Source organism: Corallococcus sp. AB018, assembly GCF_003986945.1.
GTDB lineage: Bacteria > Myxococcota > Myxococcia > Myxococcales > Myxococcaceae > Corallococcus > Corallococcus exiguus.
In genome coordinates this window covers 1-22,655 of the sequence record NZ_RAWR01000031.1, presented here as the reverse complement: position 1 = coordinate 22,655, position 22,655 = coordinate 1, and the positions used below count along the sequence as shown (strand labels likewise).

The 22,655-nt window shown below is 68.6% G+C and carries 22 protein-coding genes and 1 pseudogene; 7 read left to right on the top strand and 16 right to left on the bottom strand.

The annotated features are described in order from the left end of the window. Nucleotides 1–22 precede the first annotated feature (22 nt). Nucleotides 23–2,086 carry a methyl-accepting chemotaxis protein gene (locus D7Y11_RS09205; protein WP_120581355.1) on the bottom strand — a complete coding sequence of 688 codons (2,064 nt, stop codon included), beginning with the start codon at nucleotides 2,084–2,086 and terminating at the stop codon, nucleotides 23–25. Nucleotides 2,087–2,195: 109 nt separating this feature from the next. On the opposite strand from D7Y11_RS09205, the gene D7Y11_RS09200 reads away from it, so the two are divergent. After that, nucleotides 2,196–3,224: a histone deacetylase gene (locus D7Y11_RS09200; protein ID WP_233607247.1), complete on the top strand. Its 1,029-nt coding sequence runs from the start codon at nucleotides 2,196–2,198 to the stop codon at nucleotides 3,222–3,224. 7 nt (nucleotides 3,225–3,231) lie between these two features. Here the strand turns inward: D7Y11_RS09200 and D7Y11_RS09195 are convergent, their stop codons facing one another. From D7Y11_RS09195 to D7Y11_RS09175, 5 genes are all read right to left on the bottom strand, one after another. After that, nucleotides 3,232–3,516: a hypothetical protein gene (locus D7Y11_RS09195; RefSeq protein ID WP_120581353.1), complete on the bottom strand. Its 285-nt coding sequence runs from the start codon at nucleotides 3,514–3,516 to the stop codon at nucleotides 3,232–3,234. 27 nt (nucleotides 3,517–3,543) lie between these two features. Further along, nucleotides 3,544–4,308 (bottom strand): FAD-dependent monooxygenase, encoded by a 765-nt coding sequence (locus tag D7Y11_RS09190; protein ID WP_126933511.1) that lies wholly within the window; start codon nucleotides 4,306–4,308, stop codon nucleotides 3,544–3,546. Nucleotides 4,309–4,352: 44 nt separating this feature from the next. Next, nucleotides 4,353–4,976, bottom strand: a complete 624-nt coding sequence (locus tag D7Y11_RS09185; RefSeq protein WP_120579591.1) for a hypothetical protein — start codon at nucleotides 4,974–4,976, stop codon at nucleotides 4,353–4,355. A 41-nt stretch (nucleotides 4,977–5,017) separates the two neighbouring features. Continuing rightward, nucleotides 5,018–5,821 (bottom strand): hypothetical protein, encoded by an 804-nt coding sequence (locus D7Y11_RS09180; RefSeq protein ID WP_126933510.1) that lies wholly within the window; start codon nucleotides 5,819–5,821, stop codon nucleotides 5,018–5,020. Between the two features lie 77 nt (nucleotides 5,822–5,898). Continuing rightward, nucleotides 5,899–6,552 carry a glutathione S-transferase family protein gene (locus tag D7Y11_RS09175; RefSeq protein WP_120579593.1) on the bottom strand — a complete coding sequence of 218 codons (654 nt, stop codon included), beginning with the start codon at nucleotides 6,550–6,552 and terminating at the stop codon, nucleotides 5,899–5,901. 143 nt (nucleotides 6,553–6,695) lie between these two features. On the opposite strand from D7Y11_RS09175, the gene D7Y11_RS09170 reads away from it, so the two are divergent. The 4 genes from D7Y11_RS09170 (at nucleotide 6,696) to D7Y11_RS09155 (ending at nucleotide 11,909) form a co-directional block, all read left to right on the top strand. Beyond that, nucleotides 6,696–8,609: a SulP family inorganic anion transporter gene (locus D7Y11_RS09170; protein ID WP_126933509.1), complete on the top strand. Its 1,914-nt coding sequence runs from the start codon at nucleotides 6,696–6,698 to the stop codon at nucleotides 8,607–8,609. Nucleotides 8,610–8,899: 290 nt separating this feature from the next. Further along, nucleotides 8,900–9,412 carry a DUF6310 domain-containing protein gene (locus D7Y11_RS09165; RefSeq protein WP_306770428.1) on the top strand — a complete coding sequence of 171 codons (513 nt, stop codon included), beginning with the start codon at nucleotides 8,900–8,902 and terminating at the stop codon, nucleotides 9,410–9,412. 1 nt (nucleotide 9,413) lies between these two features. Then, on the top strand, nucleotides 9,414–10,166 hold the full coding sequence (locus D7Y11_RS09160) for a DUF5953 family protein (protein ID WP_120579595.1): 753 nt from the start codon (nucleotides 9,414–9,416) through the stop codon (nucleotides 10,164–10,166). Nucleotides 10,167–10,250: 84 nt separating this feature from the next. Then, nucleotides 10,251–11,909 carry an arylsulfatase gene (locus D7Y11_RS09155; protein ID WP_120579596.1) on the top strand — a complete coding sequence of 553 codons (1,659 nt, stop codon included), beginning with the start codon at nucleotides 10,251–10,253 and terminating at the stop codon, nucleotides 11,907–11,909. A 56-nt stretch (nucleotides 11,910–11,965) separates the two neighbouring features. Here D7Y11_RS09155 and D7Y11_RS09150 read toward each other — a convergent pair whose 3' ends face one another. Both D7Y11_RS09150 and D7Y11_RS09145 read right to left on the bottom strand, forming a co-directional pair. After that, entirely contained in the window at nucleotides 11,966–12,346 is a 381-nt protein-coding gene (locus D7Y11_RS09150) for a hypothetical protein (protein WP_126933507.1), read from the bottom strand. Between the two features lie 22 nt (nucleotides 12,347–12,368). After that, a complete protein-coding gene (locus D7Y11_RS09145) occupies nucleotides 12,369–12,575 on the bottom strand; it encodes a hypothetical protein (RefSeq protein ID WP_120579598.1) in 207 nt (68 codons plus the stop codon). 108 nt (nucleotides 12,576–12,683) lie between these two features. On the opposite strand from D7Y11_RS09145, the gene D7Y11_RS43220 reads away from it, so the two are divergent. After that, on the top strand, nucleotides 12,684–12,842 hold the full coding sequence (locus D7Y11_RS43220) for a hypothetical protein (RefSeq protein ID WP_158641912.1): 159 nt from the start codon (nucleotides 12,684–12,686) through the stop codon (nucleotides 12,840–12,842). A 133-nt stretch (nucleotides 12,843–12,975) separates the two neighbouring features. After that, nucleotides 12,976–13,977, top strand: a complete 1,002-nt coding sequence (locus D7Y11_RS09140; RefSeq protein WP_126933506.1) for a formylglycine-generating enzyme family protein — start codon at nucleotides 12,976–12,978, stop codon at nucleotides 13,975–13,977. Nucleotides 13,978–13,980: 3 nt separating this feature from the next. Here D7Y11_RS09140 and D7Y11_RS09135 read toward each other — a convergent pair whose 3' ends face one another. From D7Y11_RS09135 to D7Y11_RS09100, 8 genes and pseudogenes are all read right to left on the bottom strand, one after another. Continuing rightward, nucleotides 13,981–15,255: a threonine/serine exporter ThrE family protein gene (locus tag D7Y11_RS09135; protein WP_126933505.1), complete on the bottom strand. Its 1,275-nt coding sequence runs from the start codon at nucleotides 15,253–15,255 to the stop codon at nucleotides 13,981–13,983. Then, complete coding sequence (locus tag D7Y11_RS09130; protein WP_126933504.1) at nucleotides 15,252–16,703, bottom strand: hypothetical protein; 1,452 nt, start codon at nucleotides 16,701–16,703, stop codon at nucleotides 15,252–15,254. Before D7Y11_RS09130 ends, D7Y11_RS09135 begins: the two co-directional genes overlap by 4 nt. Before the next feature lie 4 nt (nucleotides 16,704–16,707). Beyond that, complete coding sequence (locus D7Y11_RS09125) at nucleotides 16,708–18,465, bottom strand: SulP family inorganic anion transporter (protein WP_126933503.1); 1,758 nt, start codon at nucleotides 18,463–18,465, stop codon at nucleotides 16,708–16,710. 117 nt (nucleotides 18,466–18,582) lie between these two features. After that, a complete protein-coding gene (locus tag D7Y11_RS09120) occupies nucleotides 18,583–19,485 on the bottom strand; it encodes a bile acid:sodium symporter family protein (protein WP_120579603.1) in 903 nt (300 codons plus the stop codon). After that, nucleotides 19,485–20,477: an HAD family phosphatase gene (locus D7Y11_RS09115; RefSeq protein ID WP_120579604.1), complete on the bottom strand. Its 993-nt coding sequence runs from the start codon at nucleotides 20,475–20,477 to the stop codon at nucleotides 19,485–19,487. Before D7Y11_RS09115 ends, D7Y11_RS09120 begins: the two co-directional genes overlap by 1 nt. Before the next feature lie 321 nt (nucleotides 20,478–20,798). Continuing rightward, complete coding sequence (locus D7Y11_RS09110; protein WP_121752583.1) at nucleotides 20,799–21,770, bottom strand: CorA family divalent cation transporter; 972 nt, start codon at nucleotides 21,768–21,770, stop codon at nucleotides 20,799–20,801. 67 nt (nucleotides 21,771–21,837) lie between these two features. Continuing rightward, nucleotides 21,838–22,188, bottom strand: a complete 351-nt coding sequence (locus D7Y11_RS09105) for a DUF2019 domain-containing protein (RefSeq protein ID WP_126933502.1) — start codon at nucleotides 22,186–22,188, stop codon at nucleotides 21,838–21,840. 72 nt (nucleotides 22,189–22,260) lie between these two features. Then, nucleotides 22,261–22,655: pseudogene (locus D7Y11_RS09100) on the bottom strand (hypothetical protein); the annotation flags it as partial.

Genomic DNA, 22,655 nt, shown 5'->3' with positions numbered 1-22,655 from the left:
TCAACGGGGAACGGCTGGTGCGTCAGACGCGGAAGCGGCGCACCTCGGCGCGGAGGATTTCCGCCTGGCGCGTGAGGTTGTCGATGGCCTCTTCCAGCTGGCGCACCGAGCGCGTCTGGTGCTCGGACACGCCCTTGATGGTCTCCACGGCCTTGAGCACCTGCTCGCTGCCCTTGGTCTGCTCCTTCTGGGCGCGGTTCAGGTGGGTGACCATCTCGTTGATGCTTTCGATGGAGCGGGTGATCTGCTTGCTGCCGTGTGCCTGCTCCTGGCTGGAGCGCTGCACGTGCTGGGTGAGCGTCTTCATCCGCTCCGCGCTCTTCATGATCTGCTCGCCGCCCCGGGCCTGCTCGTTGGAGGCCTGGGAGATCATCGACACGGTGGCGGAGATGCGGTGGATGGCGGCCGTCACCTGCTTGCTGCCGCGCGCCTGCTCCACCGTTGCGCGGGCAATGGCCTTCACCATCTGCGTGGACTTCTGGGTGCTGTCGTTGATCTTCCGCAGGGCGCCTTCCGCCTCGCGGCCCAGCTGCACGCCCTCCTCCACGCTCTTGACGCCCTGGTTCATCACCACCACGGCGTTGCGGCTCTCCTCCTGCACGCCGCGGATGAGCTCGGCGATCTCCTTGGTGGACGCGCCGGTGCGCTCGGCCAGGTCCTTGATCTCCTCCGCCACCACCGCGAAGCCCTTGCCGTGCTCGCCCGCCTGCGCGGCGATGATGGCGGCGTTGAGGGCCAGGAGGTTCGTCTGCTCCGCCACGTCGTCGATGACGTTGAGGATGTTGCCAATCTCGCTGATGCGCCGGCCCAGGCTGTCGATGACGCCCGCGGCGGTGCGGCTGGTGTCCTTGATGCGGTCGATGCCGGAGAGCGTCTTGCGCAGGGCCTCCACACCCGTCTGCGCGTCCTCGAAGACCTGTTCGGACAGGCGGGCCGTCTCGTTGGCGTTGGCGTCGACCTGACCGATGGCGGCGTCCATCTCACTGATGGCGGAGGAGGTGTCCTCCGTGGACGCGGAGAGGTCCTCGATGTTCTTGGCCACCTCCTTGATGGAGTACGTCATCTGCTCGATGGCGCTGGTGGTCTCCTCCACGCTGGCGGCCATGGCCTGGACGTTCTCCGCCACCTCGTCGTTGGTGGCGGCCATCTCCATGATGGAGGAGCTGCTCTCCTCCGCGCTCTGGTAGAGGACCTCCACGTTCTCCGCGATGCCGCGCAAGCTGGCCATCATCTCCACCATGGAAGAGGACGTCTCCTCCACGCGCGACTGCACGGTGCCCGCGCCGGAGGACACGGTGGTGCCGGTGCGGTGGATCTGCTCGATGACGCCGGCCACCACGTCGGACACGCCTCGCACGCGGCCCAGCGTGTCGCGCCAGGACTGGGCCATGCGGTTGAGGGCCTCCGCCAGCTGGCCCAGTTCGTCCCTGTTGTTGCGCACGTCCGCGCGGCCGGTGAGGTCGGCCTCCGCCAGCTTGCTCGCCATGGACATCATCGCGTCCAGCGGGTGGAGGATGAACGCGCGCGAGATGAGGAACGCCACCACGAGGAAGAGCACCAGGCCCACGAGGAAGGCCAGCAGCACCGTGTGGCGCAGGGCCGTGAGCACTCCCTCCAGCCGCGCCCCATCCACCACCACGACGACTTCACCGGGCACGCCGCCCGCGAGCGTCACCGGCCGGGTCACCGCCCAGCTGTCGTTCTCGAACTCCACCTGCTCCAGAGACGGGAGCGGGCGCTGTTGGAGGCGCTTCTCCAGGCCCTGGGTGAACCACGCAGGCGCTGTCGCCGGGGAGGTGGCGCGGGGCACGCCCTGGGCGTCCAGCACCGCCACGACGCTGAAGTCGTCGTCCTGGAGATAGAGCCCTTCCAGGTTGGGGACCGGCTGGGTGCCCGCCTGCTTTTCGACGAGTGCCGTTACCTCCCTGGCCTTGTTCTGGGCGCGCGAAGCCATGCGCTCCCTCAGGTGGTTGCCCACCTGGCGGGGAACGACGAAGTAGAGCGTCCCCAGGATGACGGCCAGCGCGAGGCCGAACGAACCCAGGAGGATGCCCCGGAGACCGGGTTTCTTGAGGCGACGTGGCAAGGCCCGCGCACTGTAGGGAGGGTGGCCCGTCCAGGGCAAGGAACGGACTTCCCCGCCTGCCAGGGACGGACGCTGGGTTCCCGGGGACAGGATGCGTAAGGTCCAGGGGATGACCGCGACGCTGCTGCTCACCGACCCGCTCTTCCTCCAGCATGAAGCCGGAGAGGGCCACCCCGAGTCGCCCGCACGCTTGCGGCGCATCCTCCAGATGCTGGCGCGAAATCCGGTCGCGGGCACGGTGATGACCCATCCCCGCTCCGCCACGGACGCGGAGATCCTGGCGGTGCACACCCCGGCGCACCTGGAGGCGCTGGAGAAGCTGGGCGGCCGCTTCGAGCGCATCGACGAGGACACGGCGGTGTCCCCGGACAGCATCGACGCGGCGAGGCTGGCGGCGGGCGCGGCGGTGCAGGCCGTGGAGGCGGTGATGGCGGGGACGGCGAAGAACGCGTTCGCGCTGGTGCGTCCGCCCGGTCACCACGCGGAGCCGGACCGGGCGATGGGCTTCTGCCTCTACAACAACGTCGCCATCGCGGCGGAGGCCGGGCGGCGGCTGGGAGCCGAGCGAGTGCTGGTGCTGGACTGGGACGTGCACCACGGCAACGGCACGCAGGCGGCGTTCTGGGGGCGCAGGGACGTGCTCTACCAATCGGTGCACCAGTTCCCCTACTACCCGGGCAGCGGCGCCGCGCCGGAGGTGGGGCGCGGAGAGGGCCAGGGCTTCACGGTCAACTGCGGCCTGCCGGGCGGCAACACGGACGCGGACTACGGGATGATCTTCGAAGAGCTGCTGCTCCCCGTGGCGCAGGCGTACCGGCCGGACCTGGTGCTGGTGTCCGCGGGGTTCGACCCGCACCGCGCGGATCCGATTGGCGGCATGGACGTCACCGAGCGCGGCTTCGCGGCGATGTGCACCGCCGTGCGCAAGCTGGCGGAGGAGGTCTCCGGCGGGAAGCTGGCACTGGTGCTGGAGGGTGGCTATTCGCTGGAGGGGCTGTCGAACTCCGTGCACGCGTGCATCGAAGTGCTGGCGGGGCGCGATGACAGCTTCGCTTCCGGCACCGTGAACGCGGACGCGCGGGCGGCGCTGGCGACGAGCCGCGAGGCGCTCAAGCCGTTCTGGGCCAGCGTGCGCTGAAGACCGCTCAGTAAAGCGTGTCGTCGGCCATGGACATGCCAGACAGTTCCACCAGGAACGCTCCCAGGTCATGGATGGCACGCGCGGGCCCTTCCGGGTCCGGGCTGAGGATGCTCACCATCCGGTAGCGCCCTTCCCGTGCCCCCTCGAAGAGCCACTCCGCCCCGTCGAAGTACGAGAGGTTCCGAGACGCGAAGAAGCGATCGATGGACCAGAAGTGGGCCGCATCCAATCGCTGTTGCACGGCCTGCCACTGGGTGGGCGTGAGCAGGATGTGCCGGTCGACAGCCAAATGCCCCTTCTTGAGTGCCGGCTCTCTTCACGTGCAGGGTATGGACAAGGCCTCGGTGCTCGATGCGGATGACGAAGGGATCCACGTGAAGCGGTAGACCTCGGCGCCGGGTGCCAGGGGGAGCAGCGGTCCTTCCTTCAAGGCCCGCGGCATGCCGGAGCACCAGCAGTGCATGAACTCCTGGCTGCGCGCATCCTCGAACTCCACCTCCAGGCCGGGCATCAGGGACAGGTCCGGGAAGCGCTCCGCCGCCGTCTGGGGACCGGCGGGCTCCGGGTCTACTTCTTGGGCAGGACCGACTTGCCCTTCACTTTCAGGTCCACCAGCTTCCACTGCCCCGGCTCCTTCTCCAGCAACTCCTCGAACTGCTCCGCAGTCAGAGTCCTTGGCGGCTTGCTGGGCTGCTGCGGCTGCGAGTTCGGCTCGCTTGTCGGTGTTGAGGTTCTTGTCGGCTTCGCCATAAGAGGTACCTACTCCCTTCCTGAAAGCGGGGATGACTTCCAGCCTCTCCTCGTTGTGCTCCGCGATGAGGCGGACGTTGTTCTGCAGGAACTTCTCCAGCTTGCCCAGCCAAGCCTCCACCTCCTCCCCCGCGCACGAGGAGCGCAACAACTCCACGGTGCGCGCATGGAAACCCCGTGCGCGGGGATGGAGCGAAGTGCCTGCGTGCTTCTCGATGAACCGCGAGCGCATGCCCTGATGGGCGAGGAACAACGCCGTCGAGAGGCCCACGAGGCCACCTCCGACGATGAGCACCGGGACCGGATGCACCTGCGAGGACGGGGCTTGCATGCCCGGACACATAGGGCCCGGCCGCTCACCGCGTCCAGGCTTCTTCAGCCGCCGGACTGACGGCCTTCAATCGCGCACAGGAGCACCGCCGCGGCGATTCCCAGACGCCGGTCCAACCGGCGCTGCGTGTCCACGGAGAAGTCCAGGTCGATCTTCTGGATGAACGGGTTGAAGTGCTGCCGGAAGCTGAACACCTGCTCGCTGCCCAGGGTCCCGGTGAAGGTCTGCGGGATGAGGTTGGTGAGGAAGCGCCGCACGAGCGCCAGCAGCATGCTGTCCTCCTCCACCTTGCCCACCTCCTGCCCGTCCGCGTCCAGGATGAGCCAGGTGTCGCGCAGGATGGAGCTCAGGGCCTTGCGGCGCAGCGCGCCCACGCGCTCTCCCGTCGCCGCGTCGGTGACGTCGTAGGTGGCGCCGAAGTCCAGGATGCTGCGGGCCTGGATGGTGATCAGCTCCTCCTGCATGTCCTCGCCGCTGTAGACGCGCAGGTCCTCCTTCAGCTTGAAGGCCTTCATCTTCGAGTAGAAGGCGACGTTGCCTGCCTCGTCGTAGATGTGGAACGCGCCGCCGAACAGCTTGAAGAACTTCCGGCGGAGCATGAAGCGGGTCTGGCCGAAGCGCCCGGAGGCAAGCTCACTCCGGGGACGGGTCTGGAGAGCGGAGGACATGACTCCCTCCCTAGCGCGAAGCGGCGCGCGGAGCCAGGGGCCTACGGAATGCCCTGCTGCTGCTTGCTCTTCGCCACCAGCTCATTGGCCTTGGCGTGGATGTTGTCGAACTGCGTGCGGTAGACGTCCGAGTGGCTCTTGCCCGTCTTCGCGTCCGGGACGTTCTGGCGCGCCCAGTCGCTGTCGAAGCTGGGGTCCGCGCCCTCCAGCCGCTTGCCGAACCGGTCCATCTCCTTGGGCCAGCCCTGGTTCTGGATGCCGTCCTTCATCACCTCATGGTGGCGCTTGATGCCGTCGTACTCGATGCGCTCCATGCTCTTGGCGAAGTTCTCCCGCCGGGCGGGCAGGCTGCCGCCCACTTGCGGCTTGCCCAGCGCCGCGTTGACCTCGTTCTGGAAGGCGTCGCCCGTGACCTTGCTGAACTTCTTCTGCTGGGCGGCGTTCGTCATCTCGAACGCCATGACGCCAGCGCGCTTGGGGCCCGTGAGGTCCGGTCGCAGGCCAATCTGCTTCGGGCCCGAGTAGAACATGCCGCCCTGGACCTGGTCCTTGGTGACGACATTGAGGGTCTTGCCATCGGACGCCTGCGAGGCGTCGTTCGCCAGCGCCGCGTACTTCGGATTCTTCAGCATCTCCTCATGCGCCATCTTGTCGTAGGCGGCATGCATGGAGGGGTCCGTGGGCGGCTTCCGCACCTGCTGCTGCGGCAGGGTCTCCTGGGTCCGCTGCTTCTTCACCGCGGGCCCTTCCACCTCCGGCTTGCGGATGGGCGAGGTGAGGTCGTCGTGCTTGCGCTTCGGAGGCAGAGAGGGGCCAGAGCCTGCTTTGAAGATGCCACGGGCCATGGGGAGCGCTCCTGGGAGGGGAAGCGCAGGATAGCGTGAAATCCCCCACCAGGACACGCCGCGTCATTTCCCGCGCGTCAGGCCTCGCGCCGCTCGTGCTGCTTGAAGGCGTCCATCTGCGCTGCCAGCGCGCGCTGGAACGCAGGCCGTGCCTCACAGCGTTCCTTGTAGGCCTTGAGCGTGGGATGCGCGTCGAGCACCTCGGTGTGCCGCAGGATGCGCAGCACCGTGGTCATCATCAGGTCGCCCGCGGTGAAGCGGTCCTCCAGGTACTCACGGCTCCCCAGCGACGTGGCCAGTTCGCCCAGGCGGTGGTGGATCCGCGCCTCCACTTCGGGCCGGTGGAGCTTCGCCCACTGGGCATCCGGCGCGAACAGGTCGATCTCCGCGAGCTGCTGGAGGTGGATCTCCACCGAGTTCAACGCCGCGAACACCCACGTGAGCGCGCGCGCCCGGCCCGCCTCGTCCTTGGGGAAGAGCACTTCGCTCTTCAACGCGATGTGGACCACGATGGCGCCCGATTCGAAGAGCGTCAGGCCGTCCTCCTGGAACACCGGCACCTGCCCGAAGGGCTGCTGCTCGCGGTAGTCCGCGGACTTCTGCACCTGGGGGTCGATGAGCCGCGCCTCGTACGGCAGGCCCGCCTCCTCCAGCGCCCACCTCACCCGGAGGTCACGGACCACGCCCTGCGCGAACGGCGGCACCCACTTGAATGCACTGACAGTGATCATGCGCGGCAGCCTCGCGCCACTGCGACAGGCATGACCACCATCATGCATGACGCATGTCGCCTGAGTGACCAGACGGATGCGCCGCTGGCCGGCCCCCCCGAGAGGACGATGCTCCTGTCGGTTCGGGTGGCCACCTCGTGCGCATGGGCACCGCTCGGAGCCGCACCCCATGGCTCACCCGCGTCAGTCCCTTCGTCGCTTCGCTGCGCGGCTATGACGGGACGCGCCTGAAGAAGGACCTGGTGGGCGCGCTCACGGTGACGGCGCTGCACATCCCGGAGGGCATGGCCTACGCGCAGCTGGCGGGGATGCCTCCGCAGGCGGCGCTGTATTCCACCCCGGCGGCGCTGGCGTTGTATGCGCTGTTCGGCAGCTCGAGGCAGCTCATCATCGCGGTGTCCGCCAGCGTGTCGGTGCTCTCCGCCGCCACGGTGGGCGCCATGGCGCAGCAGGGCACGCCGCGCTTCGTGGCGCTCACGGCCGCGCTGGCGCTGATGGCGGGCGCGGTGGCGGCGCTGGCGGGCGTGCTGAAGCTGGGGCGCGTGGCGCAGTTCTTCTCCTCCTCCGTGCTGAGCGGCTTCGTGTTCGGGCTGGCGCTCATCATCGCCATCAAGCAGGTGCCCAAGCTGCTGGGCATCGAGGGTGCGAAGGGAGGCTTCTTCGAACGGCTGGGCTACATCCTCACCCACCTGGGACAGACGCACGCGCTGACGCTCGCGGTGGGGGCGGCGAGCATCGCGGCGCTGCTGCTCCTGGGGCGCGTGTCCCGGCGCATTCCGGCGGCGCTCGCGGTGCTGGTGTTGGGCATCGCGGTGTCGTCGCTGTTGCACCTGGATGCGAAGGGGGTGGCCATCGTGGGACCCATCCCCGCGGGCCTGGTGCCGCCCCAGTTTCCGGATGTGAAATTCAGCGACCTGGTGAAGCTGATACCGGGCGCGTGCGGCATCGCGCTGGTGGCGTTCGCGGAGGCCATTGGCCCGGCGCGCATGTTCGCCGCGAAGCACGGCTACGACGTGGACCCCAACCGGGAGCTGGTGGGCCTGGGCGCGGCGAACCTGGGCGGAGGTCTGTTCCGGGGTTTCAGCATGGGATGCAGCCTGTCCAAGTCCGCCGCGAATGATCAGGCGGGCTCCACCACGCAGGTGTCCTCGCTGGTGACGGCGGGGCTGACGCTGCTGGTGGCGCTGTTCCTCACGGGCCTGTTCCGCGCGCTGCCGGAGGCCACGCTGGGGGCCATCGTGGTGGTGGCCATCCTGGGGATGATGGACGTGAAGGAGCTGGTACGGCTGGCGCGCCTGCGCCGCGCGGACTTCCTGAGCGCGGCGGTGGCGCTCGTGGGCGTGCTGGCCTTCGACGTGCTGCCCGGGCTGCTCATCGCGGTGGGCCTGTCGCTGTTCCTCACGGTGTACCGCGCCAGCCGGCCGCGCCTGAGCGAGCTGGGGCGGGTACCTGGGACGCTGGACCTGGCGGCCACGCACCGAGAAGCCTCCGCCATCACCCTGCCCGGCCTGGACGTCTTCCGGCCGGAGGAAGGGCTGTTCTTCGCCAACGCCACGTCGCTGAGGGATGAGGTGTTGAAGCGCGTGCGCGACGCGAAGGTGCCGGTGCGAGAGGTGTTGCTGGACCTGGAGCTGACGGACGACCTGGACGTGCCGGGCGCGGACATGCTGGCGGGACTGCACGAGGACCTGTCCCACCGGCGCATCACGCTGTCGCTGGCGCGCGTGCACGCACCGGCGCAGAGGCTGCTGGAGCGCACGGGAGTGCTGGCGAAGGTGGGAAGGCAGAACGTGTATCCGCACGTGCATGCAGGCGTGGAGGCGTGGATGGCGCGCCACGAGTCCCAGGCCTGGCAGGAGTGGCGCCTCATCCAGGACGGCCTGTACCTGGTGCGCTCGCGCGTGGACGAAGCGGGCGCGACACTGCACGGCGAGGAGCGGCACAGACAGGAGGACCTGCTCATCCGGCTGGATGAGGCGGACACGCGCATGCGGGAGTTGCTTCGGAACCTGCCGCATCCACCGGCCGATGACGACTCGCGGGGGCCCGTGCACTGAGCGATAGGGAGCGATGAGCCAAGCGGCTACGATTTGCTCCAATGCATTGCCATGCCGGCATCATGTTGGGAGTCCTGCTCTCTGCTTGCGCCACGACGCCGCCAACGGTCGCTGGGGCCCGCGGCCCAGGTCTCTCGAATCTCCAACGAGCAGCGAAACTGCCCTGGACCGATGAAGGCCAATGCGTCGTCAGAGAGGCAGCTCGTCCGTGGCCCACGGTCGTGGAGCGCTGTTTTCAGCAACTCGACCAGGACCGGCTCCGGTTTCGCGACACCACGGGACGGTGCACCGTGGCCTCCGCGGACGCGGCGGCGCTGGGAATTGGGGTTTGCGTCCTGGCCGCACCTGAGATCGCCGTGGGGGCAGTGCTCATCATTGGCGCGGTGGTGGTCGCTGCCGCCATTCAGGAGGCACTGGACGCATACGAGTTCCGCCAGCTGTATCCCGAGGAGACGCGGGCTGTGCCAGAAACACAGGTGGCCATCCATAGTTCCCTGCCCAAGCGAAAGCCTCAACCCCAACCCTCTTCCGGATGGGATGCACTCGTCGACGGCAAGAACTTCGATGGGCTTCAAGGCGCGACGCGCATGCTGTGGGAGGTCAAGACCAACGACATCGAGACCTACAGCCCGTTCGTTCGCCAGGCCGAGCTTCAGAAGCAGGTCGATGAGGCAAAACGCGAGCGCGCTCTCGCGGAGGCTTGCGGATTCCAGTTCTCGATTGGCGTCCGCACTGAAGCCCACAAGAAGCTCCTCGAAGCACTGTTGCCAGACTTCAACATCGTCCTCATGACGTGGTGCTGACATGGCCTTCATGCACAACACCTTGACCGTGCGCATCCACGCGCCTGCCATGATAGGTGCCGACCGTCGACCCTTGGAGATGGCCCTTGGCGTGGAACGCGCGCTCCCTGGCACACGCCTGGACTGGACCGTTTCCGACGAGCAGCAGGTCGTGAGGATTCCGCAACGAGACGCCTGGCTCGCCAAGGCCAGGAGCGGCGGCGGCTTTCAGCTTCTCTGCAACAACGATGAGGGGCGCCCCGTGACACTCTTCGGCGTGGATGGGCCTGAAAGGCTTGGGCCCGGGGGCCATGCGTTGCTCGAGGTCCACGCCGAACTGCCTCTGGAAACATCCAGTCTCGCCACTGCCCTGCTGGAGAACGTCGCGGAAGCGGCTCATGGCTACTGGGGACATGCGACGCCATTCGACGCAGCCGTCCAAGCCTCACGGCAGGTCCGGGACCCGGTACGCAAGCCAGGCAGCCCTCCTCATGGACTTCCAGCGCTCAAACTCACAGAGCAACTCCGTGCACCTGAAATCCCGCATTACCTCGGGTGGCTGAACTACTGGTCCGAAGCCGCCGCGCAGGCCATCGGTTTCCCGGACGCTGCTCGCGACGCGGAGCTGCTGTCTCGCTCACGGCGCACGCCTGCTGGCGGATGGGTGGTCCAGCTCACGGAGGCTCCGCTCGACTACGACAACCCCGAGCACATCGAAGCACTCCGGCGGGCCTACGAGCGGTTCCCTGTCATCGGCGGACGCGACTCACGCTGAGCGCCTGGGTGCCCGCCTGCCCCCGACTCCTGGAACGATGCCCGAGCCCATTTCCGTGAACACCTCGTGCCCAGGAGGTCTTGAATGGCAAGCAAGGCGAAGCCCTCGGGCAACGGACATGGGAAGCAGACGAAGCAGAAGCCCAACATCCTGGTCATCTGGGGTGATGACATCGGCTTCTGGAACATCAGCGCCTACAACCAGGGGATGATGGGCTACCGCACGCCCAACATCGACCGCATCGCGAAACAAGGCGCGATGATGACGGACTGCTACGGCCAGCAGAGCTGCACCGCGGGCCGCGCGGCGTTCATCACCGGCATGAACCCGCTGCGCACGGGGCTCACCACCATTGGCATGCCGGGCGCGAAGTACGGCCTGCAGGACTCCGACCCCACCATCGCGGAGATGCTCAAGCCGCTGGGGTACACCTGCGGCCAGTTCGGCAAGAACCACCTGGGCGACTCCAATCCCTACCTGCCCACCAACCACGGCTTCGACGAGTTCTTCGGCAACCTCTACCACCTCAACGCGGAGAACGAGCCGGAGTGCCCGGACTACCCCAAGGACCCGTCCTTCAAGGCCCACTTCGGGCCTCGCGGCGTGCTGCACAGCTGGGCCACGAACCGCAAGGACGTCACCGAGGAGCCGCGCTGGGGCATCGTGGGCAGCCAGCGCATCGAGGACACCGGTCCGCTCACCACCAAGCGCATGGAGACCGTGGACGGTGAGTTCCTGAAGGGGTCGCTGGACTTCATGGATCGTGCCGTGAAGGACGGCAAGCCGTTCTTCCTCTGGCACAACACCACGCGCACGCACGTCTGGACGTTCCTCCAGGAGAAGTACCGGAACGCCACGGGCTACGGCCTCTACGCGGACGCGATGCGGGAGCTGGACGACATCGTCGGGGTGCTCCTGGCCAAGCTGGATGAGCTGGGCATCGCGGACAACACGCTGGTCGTGTTCTCCACCGACAACGGCGTGGAGAAGATGGGCTGGCCGGACGGTGGCAACAGCCCGTTCCGCGGGGAGAAGGGCTCCACGTGGGAGGGGGGCGTGCGGGTGCCGTGCCTGGTGCGCTGGCCGGGCGTGGTGGAGCCGGGGCGCGTCATCAACGACATCTTCGCGCACGAGGACTGGATGCCCACGATGGTGGCGGCGGCGGGCGGCCCCACGGACCTGGTGGAGAAGTGCAAGCACGGCCACAAGGTGGGGCCCAAGACCTTCCGGGTCCACCTGGACGGGTATGACCAGAACGGGCTCCTGGCCGGCACGGAGGAGGGCCGCCGGAACGAGTTCATCTACGTGCTCGACAGCGGCGACCTGGCGGCGGTCCGGTTCAAGGACTGGAAGATCATCTTCAGCTACCAGGACGGCGAAGGCCCGGACATGTGGTTCAGCGGCAAGCGCTTCAACCCATCGTGGCCCTACCTCATCAACCTGCGCTCGGACCCGTTCGAGTACGGGCCCCACTCCGGCCTGTACACATCCTGGTACGGCGAGCGCATGTTCACGTTCGTCCCGGCACAGATGCTGGTGAAGCAGTTCGCGGAGAGCCTCATCGAGTTCCTGCCCAGCCAGGCCCCGGGCAGCCTGAGCATCGGGCCGATGAAGGCGCGCGTGAAACAGCAGATGGAGGAGGCGCGCAAGAAGAAGGAGGAGCCCAGCATCAGCGACCAGGTCATGTCCCTGGCCGATGACGTGGAGCACTTCATCCACCGCTTCCAGCAGTCGCACCATTAGCCCAACCCACCGCCACCGTCGGACGGAACATCGACGACGGTGGCGGTGCGGCCCCGCTACTTCGGTCCTGGAGGTCCCAGTTCATCCGGGAGGGGCGTCCGGAGGAACTTCAGGCCCTTGGGCAACTGGATGACCTGGAAGCCCCGGCCGTCAATCCTGACAAGTGCACCATCGACGGCTTCTCCACTGGCCAGCCACGAGTCGGCATCCGTCTGGGTCGCGAAGTCTCTCGCGATGGGGACATGCGCCGAGGAGTCGGAGAACTCCTGGTGATATTCGAGGAACCCATCCAGCTTCTTGATGCGGCGGAGGTAGAGCAACGCGACAGCCGCCAGTTGGACAGCAGCCTCTTCCTTGGAACCGGGCGGATGGCTCTTGCTCACGGCATCCAGGATTTTCAGCGTCGATTCCATCTCGAACTTTTCGGATGCAGTCATGGCCTCGTCCTGTCCGCGATCACTAGAGCGCAAGTGGCGCGAGAATCAACGCTCCTGTTCCGCCAGTGGCGACGACGAACGCCACGCCCCCGATGATGACGACCGTCCCAATCACCAACTCCGTTCGGTGCGTCCTCAACCAATTCAGCGCACCGTCGAGATTCGAAAACCGAAGTTCCGAGACATCGCTCTTCCGTGACGCCCGCGCCACGTCCTCGATGCAGTCCATGTAACGTGCGCGGCACTCCTCCGTGCACTACTCGTGGTGCTTGCCAGAGCCCCACTTGATGCTCGTCGGCGGAGGAGCGGTGTTCCAGCATCGGTCGAAGCACGCGACATGCTCGGCATCACAGTCGCGTCCGCCGGCGCCGCCGACTCCACCTGCGTCTTCCGCGATGAGATAGACACGCCGCTCTGGCTTCTGGGCATGGGAGCATCCGCCAGCGACAGCGGCGGCAAGCAGAACCCATGCGCCAAGAGCGCTGGACAGGGCTGACTTCCGGTCTCGGATATTGCTGGCCATCCATGCTCCAACACGCGCGTCAACGTGCTGACACCCTACCCGGCCTCTGGTGCGAGTGTCATTCCGCCCACCGGGCCGGATGTTCTCCGTTGGAGGACTTCAAGCCATGCACCGGAATGACAGCCTCGACGCCACTGCCGACGTGGAGCCCACTGACACCGCCGCGCGCCCCGGCCGTGCTCCTTTCCCGGACATGGTTTGGATTCCCGGTGGCACGTACTGGATGGGCTCCGACCACCACTATCCCGAAGAGGCCCCCGCTCATCAGGTGACCGTCTCAGGCTTCTGGATGGACCGCTTCACCGTGACGAACGAACAGTTCGCCCGCTTTGTCGAAGCCACCGGCTACGTCACCGTCGCCCAGCGCCCGCTCAATCCCGCGGACTACCCCGGCGCTACACCGGAGACGCTCGTCCCCGGCTCGCTCGTCTTTCGAAAGGCCCAGGGCCCCGTGGACCTGGGCAACGTGGCCAACTGGTGGAGCTATGTCCCCGAGGCCTGCTGGAAACACCCCGAAGGCCGCCGCTCCTCCGTGAAACACCGCCGCGCCCACCCCGTCGTCCACATCGCCTATGAAGACGCGGAGGCCTTTGCCACCTGGGCCGGCAAGACGCTCCCCACCGAGGCGGAGTGGGAGCGCGCTGCTCGCGGCGGACTGGACCGCAACGAGTTCTGCTGGGGCAATGAGTTCACCCCGAACGGCGAACACCTGGCCAACACCTGGCAGGGCTACTTCCCGTGGCAGAACCTCCGCGAGGACGGCCACGACGGCACCTGCTCCGTCGGCGCCTTCCCGCCCAATGGCTACGGCCTGCATGAGATGGCCGGCAACGTCTGGGAATGGACCGCCGACTGGTACCAGGAGCGCCACCAGGGCAACAAAGGCAAGGCGTGCTGCATCCCCGTCAACCCGCGCGGCCCCTCCACCGCGAAGGGCAGCCAGGACCCCTTCACGCCCGCCATCACCATCTCGCGCCGCGTCCTCAAGGGAGGCAGCCACCTGTGCGCGCCCAACTACTGCCGCCGCTACCGCCCCGCCGCGCGCTCGCCCCAGGCCGTGGACAGCGGCGCCAGCCACATCGGGTTCCGCTGCATCGTGCGCCCGTAGCCGCTACGCGCTGCCAGCGCTGGGAGGAACCGGCGAGCCGCGGTCCACGAGGTCGCGCGGCGGCACCACGACCGTGGCGAACATCAGCCCCAGCACCAACTGGAGCGCCACCAGCAGCACGTTGAACAACCGGGGGTCCTGCGCGCCCGCGGTGCCCGCTCCGAGCAGCGCGACGATGGCTTCCGTGCCGATGAAGCCCGGCGCCAGCTGCAACATCCCCGGCATGATGACCGTCATGGGCATCCGCTCCTTCCCGCGCCCGTAGAGCAGCCCCGCCACGCCCAGCACGAACGCGGACACCAGCGGGCTGCCCCGGTCCCCGAACAGCATCTTCGTCAGCTCCTGCGTCCCGTAGGCGAGCAGCACGCCGCCGACAATCCACGCCACGTCGCGCGGCCGCCCGGACATGCACACCGACAGCGCCACCCCGCCCACCGCCACCACGATGAACGTCAGGAGCAGCGGCAGCGCGTGCTGCTCGAAGGGCGGCGGCAGCGGCCCGCCGAAGCGCCAGAGCGTCCCCGCCGCCGCGATGCCCACTCCCAGCATCAGGAAGCGCAAGAGGCCGTACATGAGCCGGGACAGGCCCGCCTCCACCGCCTCCAGGGCCAGCTCCAGCGAGCCCAGCGTCACCACCATCGCGGGCACCAGCAGCGTCACCCCGCCGAACAGCGCCCGCACGGCGTTGAAGGGCGGCAGGAGGAGCGTGAGCCCGAGCGCCACCAGCGTCCCCAGGAACGCGGCGAGGAAGCTCTTCTGCAAGTCCACCCGATGCGAGTTCAGCGTGCCGAAGTGGATGACACCCGCGCTGAGGCCCACGAAGAAGGCCGCGAGCATCTCCCACCACGCCCCGCCCACTCGCGCCGCCACCGCCGCGCCGTAGACGCCGTAGGCCACGAACACGAGCCACTCGGGATACAGCGCGTGCGGGGTCAGGATGCGGTCCAGCTCCGCGCGGGCCTCGGGCAGTCGCACGTGCCCTTCGGAGATGGCATCCGACAGCCGTAGGAGCGCCGCGGCCCGGCCCAGATTCCAGTGCGGGGTGAAGGGCAGCCTCTCGAAGACCACGTGCGGGCGCCGCGATGACACCACCTCCGTCATCGCCAGGCTCTGGAGCGTGAAGACCTGCACGTCCATTCCCCACGCCTTCGCCACCTGGCGCACGCGCGCTTCCACCAGCAGCGACGGCTGGTAGGCCAGGTGCAGCGCCTTCGCCAGCTCTAGCAGGAAGGCGGAGGCAGCATCCTCGTCCACCGCGCCGCCGTGCTCCCGCGTCATGGGGAATCCGCCTTGGGGGCTTCGTCCACGCTGCCCTTGCCGCTGGTGGCCTGCGTGTCCTTGAACGAGAAGCTGGCGCCGATCAGCAGCGTGGCCTGGAAGTAGCGGACGTCCAGGGTGCGCATGGGGGCGGACAGGCCCAGTTGCTGGAACGTTTCCGCGAGGCGGTCGGTCTGCTTGCTTCCCCACGCCAGGTTGCCGCCCAGCGTGAAGCGTGAGCGGCCCAGCAAGAAGTGGATGCCCGAGGCGACGTGGTACAGGTCCCAGCCGCCGAGCAGCGCGTTCGTCCCCGGCGTCGAATCCAACGCGCTGAAGTCCGTGTGACCGCTCAGATACACCCGCACCCGCTCCCCCAGCGCCTGCTCCACGCCCAGCGCCCCGTTCAGCAAGGGCTTGAGCGCGAAGTCGTAGCCGCCGTTGATGGTCTCGGTGGTGCCGCGCGGCACGATGGGCTCGGCGTCCACCAGGGAGAGGGACGAGACGCGCGCGTAGCCCTCCAGGGACGCGTACACCGCGGTCGACTCGCCGAAGCTCCGGCTGACCCCGAACGCCGCGGACCAGGAGTTGCGGAAGTGCGCCGGCAGGTCCTCCTGGAAGTTGAACACGGGCGCGGGAGCGTTCGAGTCCACTCCCTGGGATTGGACGGCGCGCTCGTACCCCACCGAGCCCCGGCCCCACAGCGCCAGGCTCGGCGTCGTCACGGCGAGCCCCACGGCCCAGGGGCCGTGCTGGTAGCTGGCGCCCACCTTCAACAACACCCGGACGTGGTCGAACTCCAGGTCGCGGCCCAGGGTCGCCAGCAGCTGCTGGCCGGCGGCACCGGAGCCCTGCGCCAGCGTCTGGAAGCGCAGCTCCTGACGCCGGGTCGCGACGAACGGCGTCAGCCCCAGGCCCAGGTGCTCCGTGACGGGGTAGGCCCAGGAGAGGCCCGTCCAGAACTCGCTCACGGTCTGGTCCAGGCGCACGTCCGTGGACAGCAGGTCCAGGCCCTGCACCCCGGCCAGGTCCGTGCCCAGCCGCGTGCCTCGCGACTGCAGGCTGTAGGAGAAGCCCTGGCGCGTGAGCAGCGAGTAGGCCATCCGGGACTTCCCCAGGAACCCGAAGCGCAGCGAGCCGGCGATCAACGACGGCAGCACGTCCACGTTGGAGTCGGTCAGGTCTTGCCCCGTGCCCTGCCCGTCCTTCACGCTCACGCGCACGTATTCCCACACGCTGCCGGTCAGCTCCAACTCCGGCGCGCCCAGGAGCGCGAGCGCGCCGGGGTTGTAATAGACGGCGCTGATGTCGTTCGGGTTGCCCACGAAGGAGCCGCCCAGCAGCCACGCCCGGTTGCCGAACTGCCGCGTGGTGTAGTGCGCGTCCTGCGCCAGCGCCGTCACGGACAGCAGCAGTCCCAGCACCGCGCCCGCGACCGTGACATCCCGGGCCCTGGATTGGATTGGCGTCATGGCGTCAGTGCACCTGTGGCGAGGAGACGGGCTCGCCGCCCACGGCGGTCCGCGCGTCGTCTCGCGATTCGAGGTAGGCGCGAACGGCCGCGCCCACGGTGGGATAGAGCCGGTCCTCGCCAATCCGCGCGGCCAGCCCCGAGCGCTTCAGCACCCGGCGCATCGGCGCGCGCGCCTGGGCCACCGCGAAGACGATGCCTTCGTCCGTGAGCTCGTAGCGAACCGTCTCCAGGCTCTCGGCGGCGGTGATGTCCAGGTCGAACACGGAGGACGCGTCCAGCACGAACCACTGCACCGGGAGGCGCGAGTCGGCCACCAGCCGGCGCACCTGTTCACGCAGGAAGCGGGCGTTGGCGAAGAAGAGGGGCGCGTCGAAGCGGTAGACGACGAGGCCAGGAATCGTCTCCGCGTCCGCGTGGCCCTCCACGTCGTGCCAGCCGGGCATGCCCTCGCGCTCGCCCAGCACTGCGTCGTGCGGGTGCGCCGCGCGGCGGATGAGGTCCACCAGCGCCAGCGCCACCGCGATGAGGATGCCCTGGAGGATGCCCAGGAAGAGCACGCCCAGCATCGTCACCACCGCGAGCACCGCCTCCACCGGCCGCACGCGCCAGAGCCGGAGGATGGGCTTCACCTCCAGCAGGTACACCGCCGCGACGATGACGATGGCCCCCAGCGTCACCAGGGGCAGCTTCGCCAGCAGCGGCGTGAAGAACAGCGAGAACCCCAGCACCACCACGGCCGCGACCACGCCGACCAGCTGCGTGCGCCCCTTCATGGACGCGTTGACCGCCGTGCGCGAGTCACTGCCCGTCACGGGGAAGCCCTGCGTGAGGCCGGAGAGCAGGTTGGCCGCCGCCTGGCCGAAGAACTCCTGATGGGTGTCCAGCCGGTAGCCGAAGCGGTCCGCGTAGATGCGGCCCGTGAGCACGGAGCTGGCGTAGTTCACCAGCGCGATGCTGAAGGCCGCCGGAAGGAGCGTGCGCACGTCCTCGAAGCGCCACGAGGGAAGGCCGAAGGCGGGCGCCGCCGCGGCGATGGGCCCCACCACCTTCACGCCGCCGTGCTCCAGCTGGAACGCCCAGGTCACCCACGTGGTGAGCACCACCATCACCAGCGGCGCGGGCCAGCGCGGCAGGAAGCGGCGCATGGCCACCAGCGCCGCGACGATGCCCAGTCCCAACACCAGCGTGGGCACATGCGTGCGGCCCATGTTCGCCGCCACCTCGTGCAGCTGCCCCGCGAACTCGTTCGACTTGCGCTCCAGCCCGAACATCCGGGCCAGCTGGCTGCCAATGATGATGAGCGCCGCGCCGTTGACGTAGCCGATGAGGATGGGCCGCGACAGGAAGTCCGCCAGCGCCCCCGCGCGGCACAGTCCACCCAGGAGGCTCACCCCGCCCACCATCAACGCGAGGAGTGCCGCCAGGGATGCCAGCCGCTCCGGCCCGCCGCCCGCCACCATGGGGCCCAGCGCCGTCGCGGTGAGGATGGCCGCGCCTGCCTCCGGCCCCAGCAGCAGGTGGCGCGACGGACCGAACAGCGCGTAGGCCAACATCGCGAAGACGCCCGCGTACAGGCCCGCCGCGGGGCGCACGCCGACAATCTGCGCGTAGGCCAGTCCCTGGGGGATGAGCATCGCGCCCACGGTGAGCGCGGACAGGAGGTCCGCGCGCAGCCACCGCCGCTCATAGGTCCGCGCCTGCTCGACACCCGGGAGGAACCGGCTCAGGACATGGACGGCCGTGACCGCGGTGCGCTTCATGGCCCTTCCCCCGTGCCTCCTGGCCTCCTGGACGCAAGGAAGGGTGGAGGCCCTCGGGCCCCGCGGCATCACCCACCGGGGTGCGTTGCGCGCATCGGCTTCACGACAGGGAAGGGCTCACGTGCCCGCGGAGGCCCGCCTGCCCGACGGCATTGACGGCCCGCCGCCGCGCTCGGACGCCTGGTGGCGCTGGTTCCAGAGCAGGTACGGAATCAGGGCCACGGTGCGGATGAAGAGGTACAGCCCCATGACGCCCAGCAGGCTCTTCATGGGATAGGTGCTGCCGCCCAGGCAGAAGGCGAAGGCGGGGTTGCCGAAGACGGCGGAGATGGCCAGCGCCGTGCGGTCCCCGGGCCGGGGCCGGCCGGCCACGTGTCCCAGGGCCGTGGCCCCCAGCGTCACCACCACCATCGCGACGATCGCCCAGAAGCTGAGGCGCTTCAACAGCGGGAAGCTGGCCACGACCAACGCCAGCGCGGCCACGGACAGGGCGACATTGAAGTAGAGCTTCACCGGCTTGCGCAGCCGGTGCGCCCAGCCGGGCGCCACCTTCTGGAAGCCGATGCCGATCGCGAAGGGCACGAGGAACGGGAGGATGACCCTGCCCAGGAGCACGCCGTACGGTGGCGACTGGATGGCCACCGGGAACAGCCGCTCCAACAGCTTCAGGGACAGCGGCATCAGCACGATGGCGACGAGCGACAGGGTGACGGACAGCGCCAGGGTCAGCGCCAGGTTGCCCTTCTGCTTGGACACGACGTTGAGCGCCATGGGCAGCCCCGGGCAGAACGCCATCAGCGAGATGACGCCGGCCGCGACAGGCGGCACTGGCAGCACCTTCACCACGATGAGGGACAGCAAGGGCACGCCGACGAGGCACACCCCCAGCCCCCGCGCGAACGCCGGATCGCGCACACCCCGGCCCAGGTCCGCCAGGTGCCACGACAGGCCCTGCGACAATCCGAGCGCGACGATGAAGGTCGAAATCATCAGCCCGATGAAGGTGTGCAAGGCGTCCATCACCGTCCCTCCTCCGGGAAGATGCGCTTCCAGTCCTGGCGCATGCTGACCACGGTCCAGCCGTCCTCGCGCGCGGCCTTCAGTGACGCGCCGTTCTTCTCCTGGTAGGCGAACTCGCGCTCCGCGTCGTCGTGGTTGATGAGCAACGAGAAGCCGGGGCGCGGCTGCTCCTTCGTGTACTGGAGCATCTGGATGTCGCCGCCCGACCGCACGTTGCCCGCCGCGAACACCGGCCGCCTCCCGATGTGCTGCTCGATTCCCACCGGCTTGCCGGCCTTGTCATTGAGGTGGTCCAGGCGGGCCTCGCGCCGCAGCACCGGGTGGCCGTTCCCCTCGTCGAACTTCTCTTTCAGGCTGCTGCCGATGACCTGCTGGGGCGGGATGCCGTAGGTGCCCTCGGAGACGACGCGCATGAAGTCCGTGCCACCGCCCGAGGAGATCCACGTCTGGAAGCCGTTGGCGCGCAGGTACTGGAGCAACTCCAGCATGGGTGCGTAGGCAAGCTGCGTGTAGGGCACACCCAGCTTCGGGTGGCGTGCGGTCTGGAAGAAGGCGCGGGCCTCGCGGGCGAGCTCATCCGGTGTCTTGCCCCCGTAGGTGGCGGCGAACAACTCCATCAACTGGGGCTCCTCCATGGAGGACAGCAGGGCCACGTCCCCTTCCAGCACGGCCTTGAAGGGCTGCCGCTTCGCGAGCGACGCGTCCTCCTTCACGGCCGCCTTGACCTGCTCCAACAGGAAGGCGCCCTGCACGACGGGCTTCTCCTGCCAGAGCGTGCCGTCGTTGTCGAAGGTGGCGATGCGCTCCTCCGGGGGGATGTAACCGGGGCCGCCCTCGGTGGTGGCGCGGGTGACGAAGGCGAGGATGGACTGCTTCACCGGGCCGTCATTCCAGGACGGCAGCGGATCCGCCGCCAGTGCCTGGAGGGGGATGGCGACCAGCAGCGCCAGCGCCCACGGCAGGCAGGCCGGGCCCTTCCACATGCGTCGCATCAAGGTCGCCTCCTGTCCGGTGCAATCCCAGACATGAGGTTGGGAACGAAGGAGTCACTCCACAACGCGGCGTGGAGGGCGCGGGAGGAGGGCCCGCTGGGCCCGGCCGTCCGTGAGGAGGCGACGTCTGACGAAGGGGGAAACGGCGCGGCACAGGCCCCCCATGAGTCCAAGCAGCAAGCAGCGCGTTCGGACTCCCGCCATCAAGTCCTCCCCCTGCCTGTGCCGCGCCCGGGGATGAAGCTGGTGAGGAAGTGGAGGAGGTCGCCACGGAACGAGGGTCGCACGGGGATGTCCGCTGACGCGGGACCGTGCCTGCTGTCACACGAGTTCGCGGCGGCGCAGGGCGCGCCACTCCGCGGCGGCGAGGACGACGAGCACGAGCACCAGCAGCAGGAACGAGCCGCGCCACTGCGCGCCGGGAATGCCGCCTACGTTGACGCCCAGCAGGCCGGTGATGAAGGACAGGGGCAGGAAGACGCCGGAGATGATGGTGAGCATGTAGAGGATGCGCTGGCTGCGGGCGTCCGACCGGGCCCTGACGTCCTCGTGGAGGATGCGGGCGCGCTCCACCAGGGCGTCCATCTCCTTGAGGGCGCCGCTGGCCCGCTCGGCCATCTGGCGCAGCTCCAGTTCCTGGGCGCGGACCCACTCCACGGTGAGCAGGCTGACGCGCAGGATGGCGTCGCGGGCCAGGGAGACGAAGCGGCGCTGTTCCACGAGGGTGCGGCGCAACCGGCGCAGGTCCGTCGGCACCTCGATGGCGTCGTCGCGGCGCTCCTCGAAGCGGGTCTCCAGGCCCGACAACGTGTCGTCCAGTTCGGTGGTGCGCAGCGCGGCGGTGGAGAGCGCGGCGGTGGCGAAGGAGAGGAAGAGGTCCGTGCCCCGAGGCCCCCGGCCATGGGCGAGCTGTTCGCGGACGGCCACGATGGCGGGCTGATTCGTGGGCGCCACGGTGACGCAGCGGTCCGCCGTCATCCACGCGCGCAGCTGACGCGGTGACGACACGTTCGTGGGAGCGGAGTCCGGATGCAGCAGGAGCAGGACGAGCTCGTTCTCGTTGAGCACGTCGATGCGCACGCGGCCCGTGTCGGCCAGGAGCGGTTCGCGCACCCGGGGAGGCAGGTAGAAGACGGCCTCCAGCACGCGGGGCAGGTCCGGCAGGTCCGGAGGCAGGTGGACCCAGAGCATGCCATCCGAAGCCCGCCAGCTCCGCGTCTCCTCCAGGGTGAGCGAGCGCGCACCCCCGCTGCCATCCAGGAGCAGCGCGAAGGCGTTCTCGAACCCGTCCATGGAAGGAAGGTGGCGAGGGAGTGGACAGGGACCAAGGTCCCGGGCAGCGCAACAGCCTGGCGCCCGCTCACCCCGGGTCGAGCGACCAGGTGCCTTCGGCCCAGCGCTGGAGATTCAAGGTGGCGCCAATGGCCGCCAGACCACCCTCCGCGGCGATGGCTTCCAGAACCGCTTTCGACTCCTCCGTTCGGTAACGCAGCAGGAATGATGCTGTCATGCCCCGCACGTCCACACGGGGATGCTTCAGCAGGACAGAAAGCGCCTCCCGTCCGGCATCTCCCTGCGAAAGCAGCGCCTCCAATGCAGCCCCGTACTTCCGGGCGTGCTTGTTGCCCTTCCTGGAGTCACCGTCCCGGATGCAGTCGCCTTGTGCCGCCACATGGTGTGCGAACTGTTCGACGAGCGTCTTGGTATCCATCACCAGCAACCCATCCGGACATTCTCGATGGCTTGCAGCCCGAAGTCACACTCCGCAGCGAAGCGTCGTGTCTCACGCGTGGCGCCAACGAGACGACAGCACTGTCAGCGCGATGAGCGCACCGCCCGCACCAGCAAGCACCCTCAGGGGCCGTCGTAGCTGCTCCCCCAGGGCCTCCAGCGCTCCGGCCGTGATCTCCCGGCTCGTGCGCCGCACCAGGTCCTGATTGCATGGCGCCTCTCGCCAGCGGAGTTCCTCCTGCGTGAGCGCGCCCCCCGCTCCCCGGACAGTCGCCGCCGCGGTGCGCTCGGCGAGCGTCGCCAGGGTTGCGCCCAGCGCTTCTCCAGAGGCCTTCGGATTCGTCGCCAGCTCCTCGTGGAGGCCCGCCGCCAGGCCCCGCACCAACCCCTGCCCTGCCTGCTCCACCAACCCCAACAGCCAGGCGGAGTCCTCGCGCAGCGTGGACT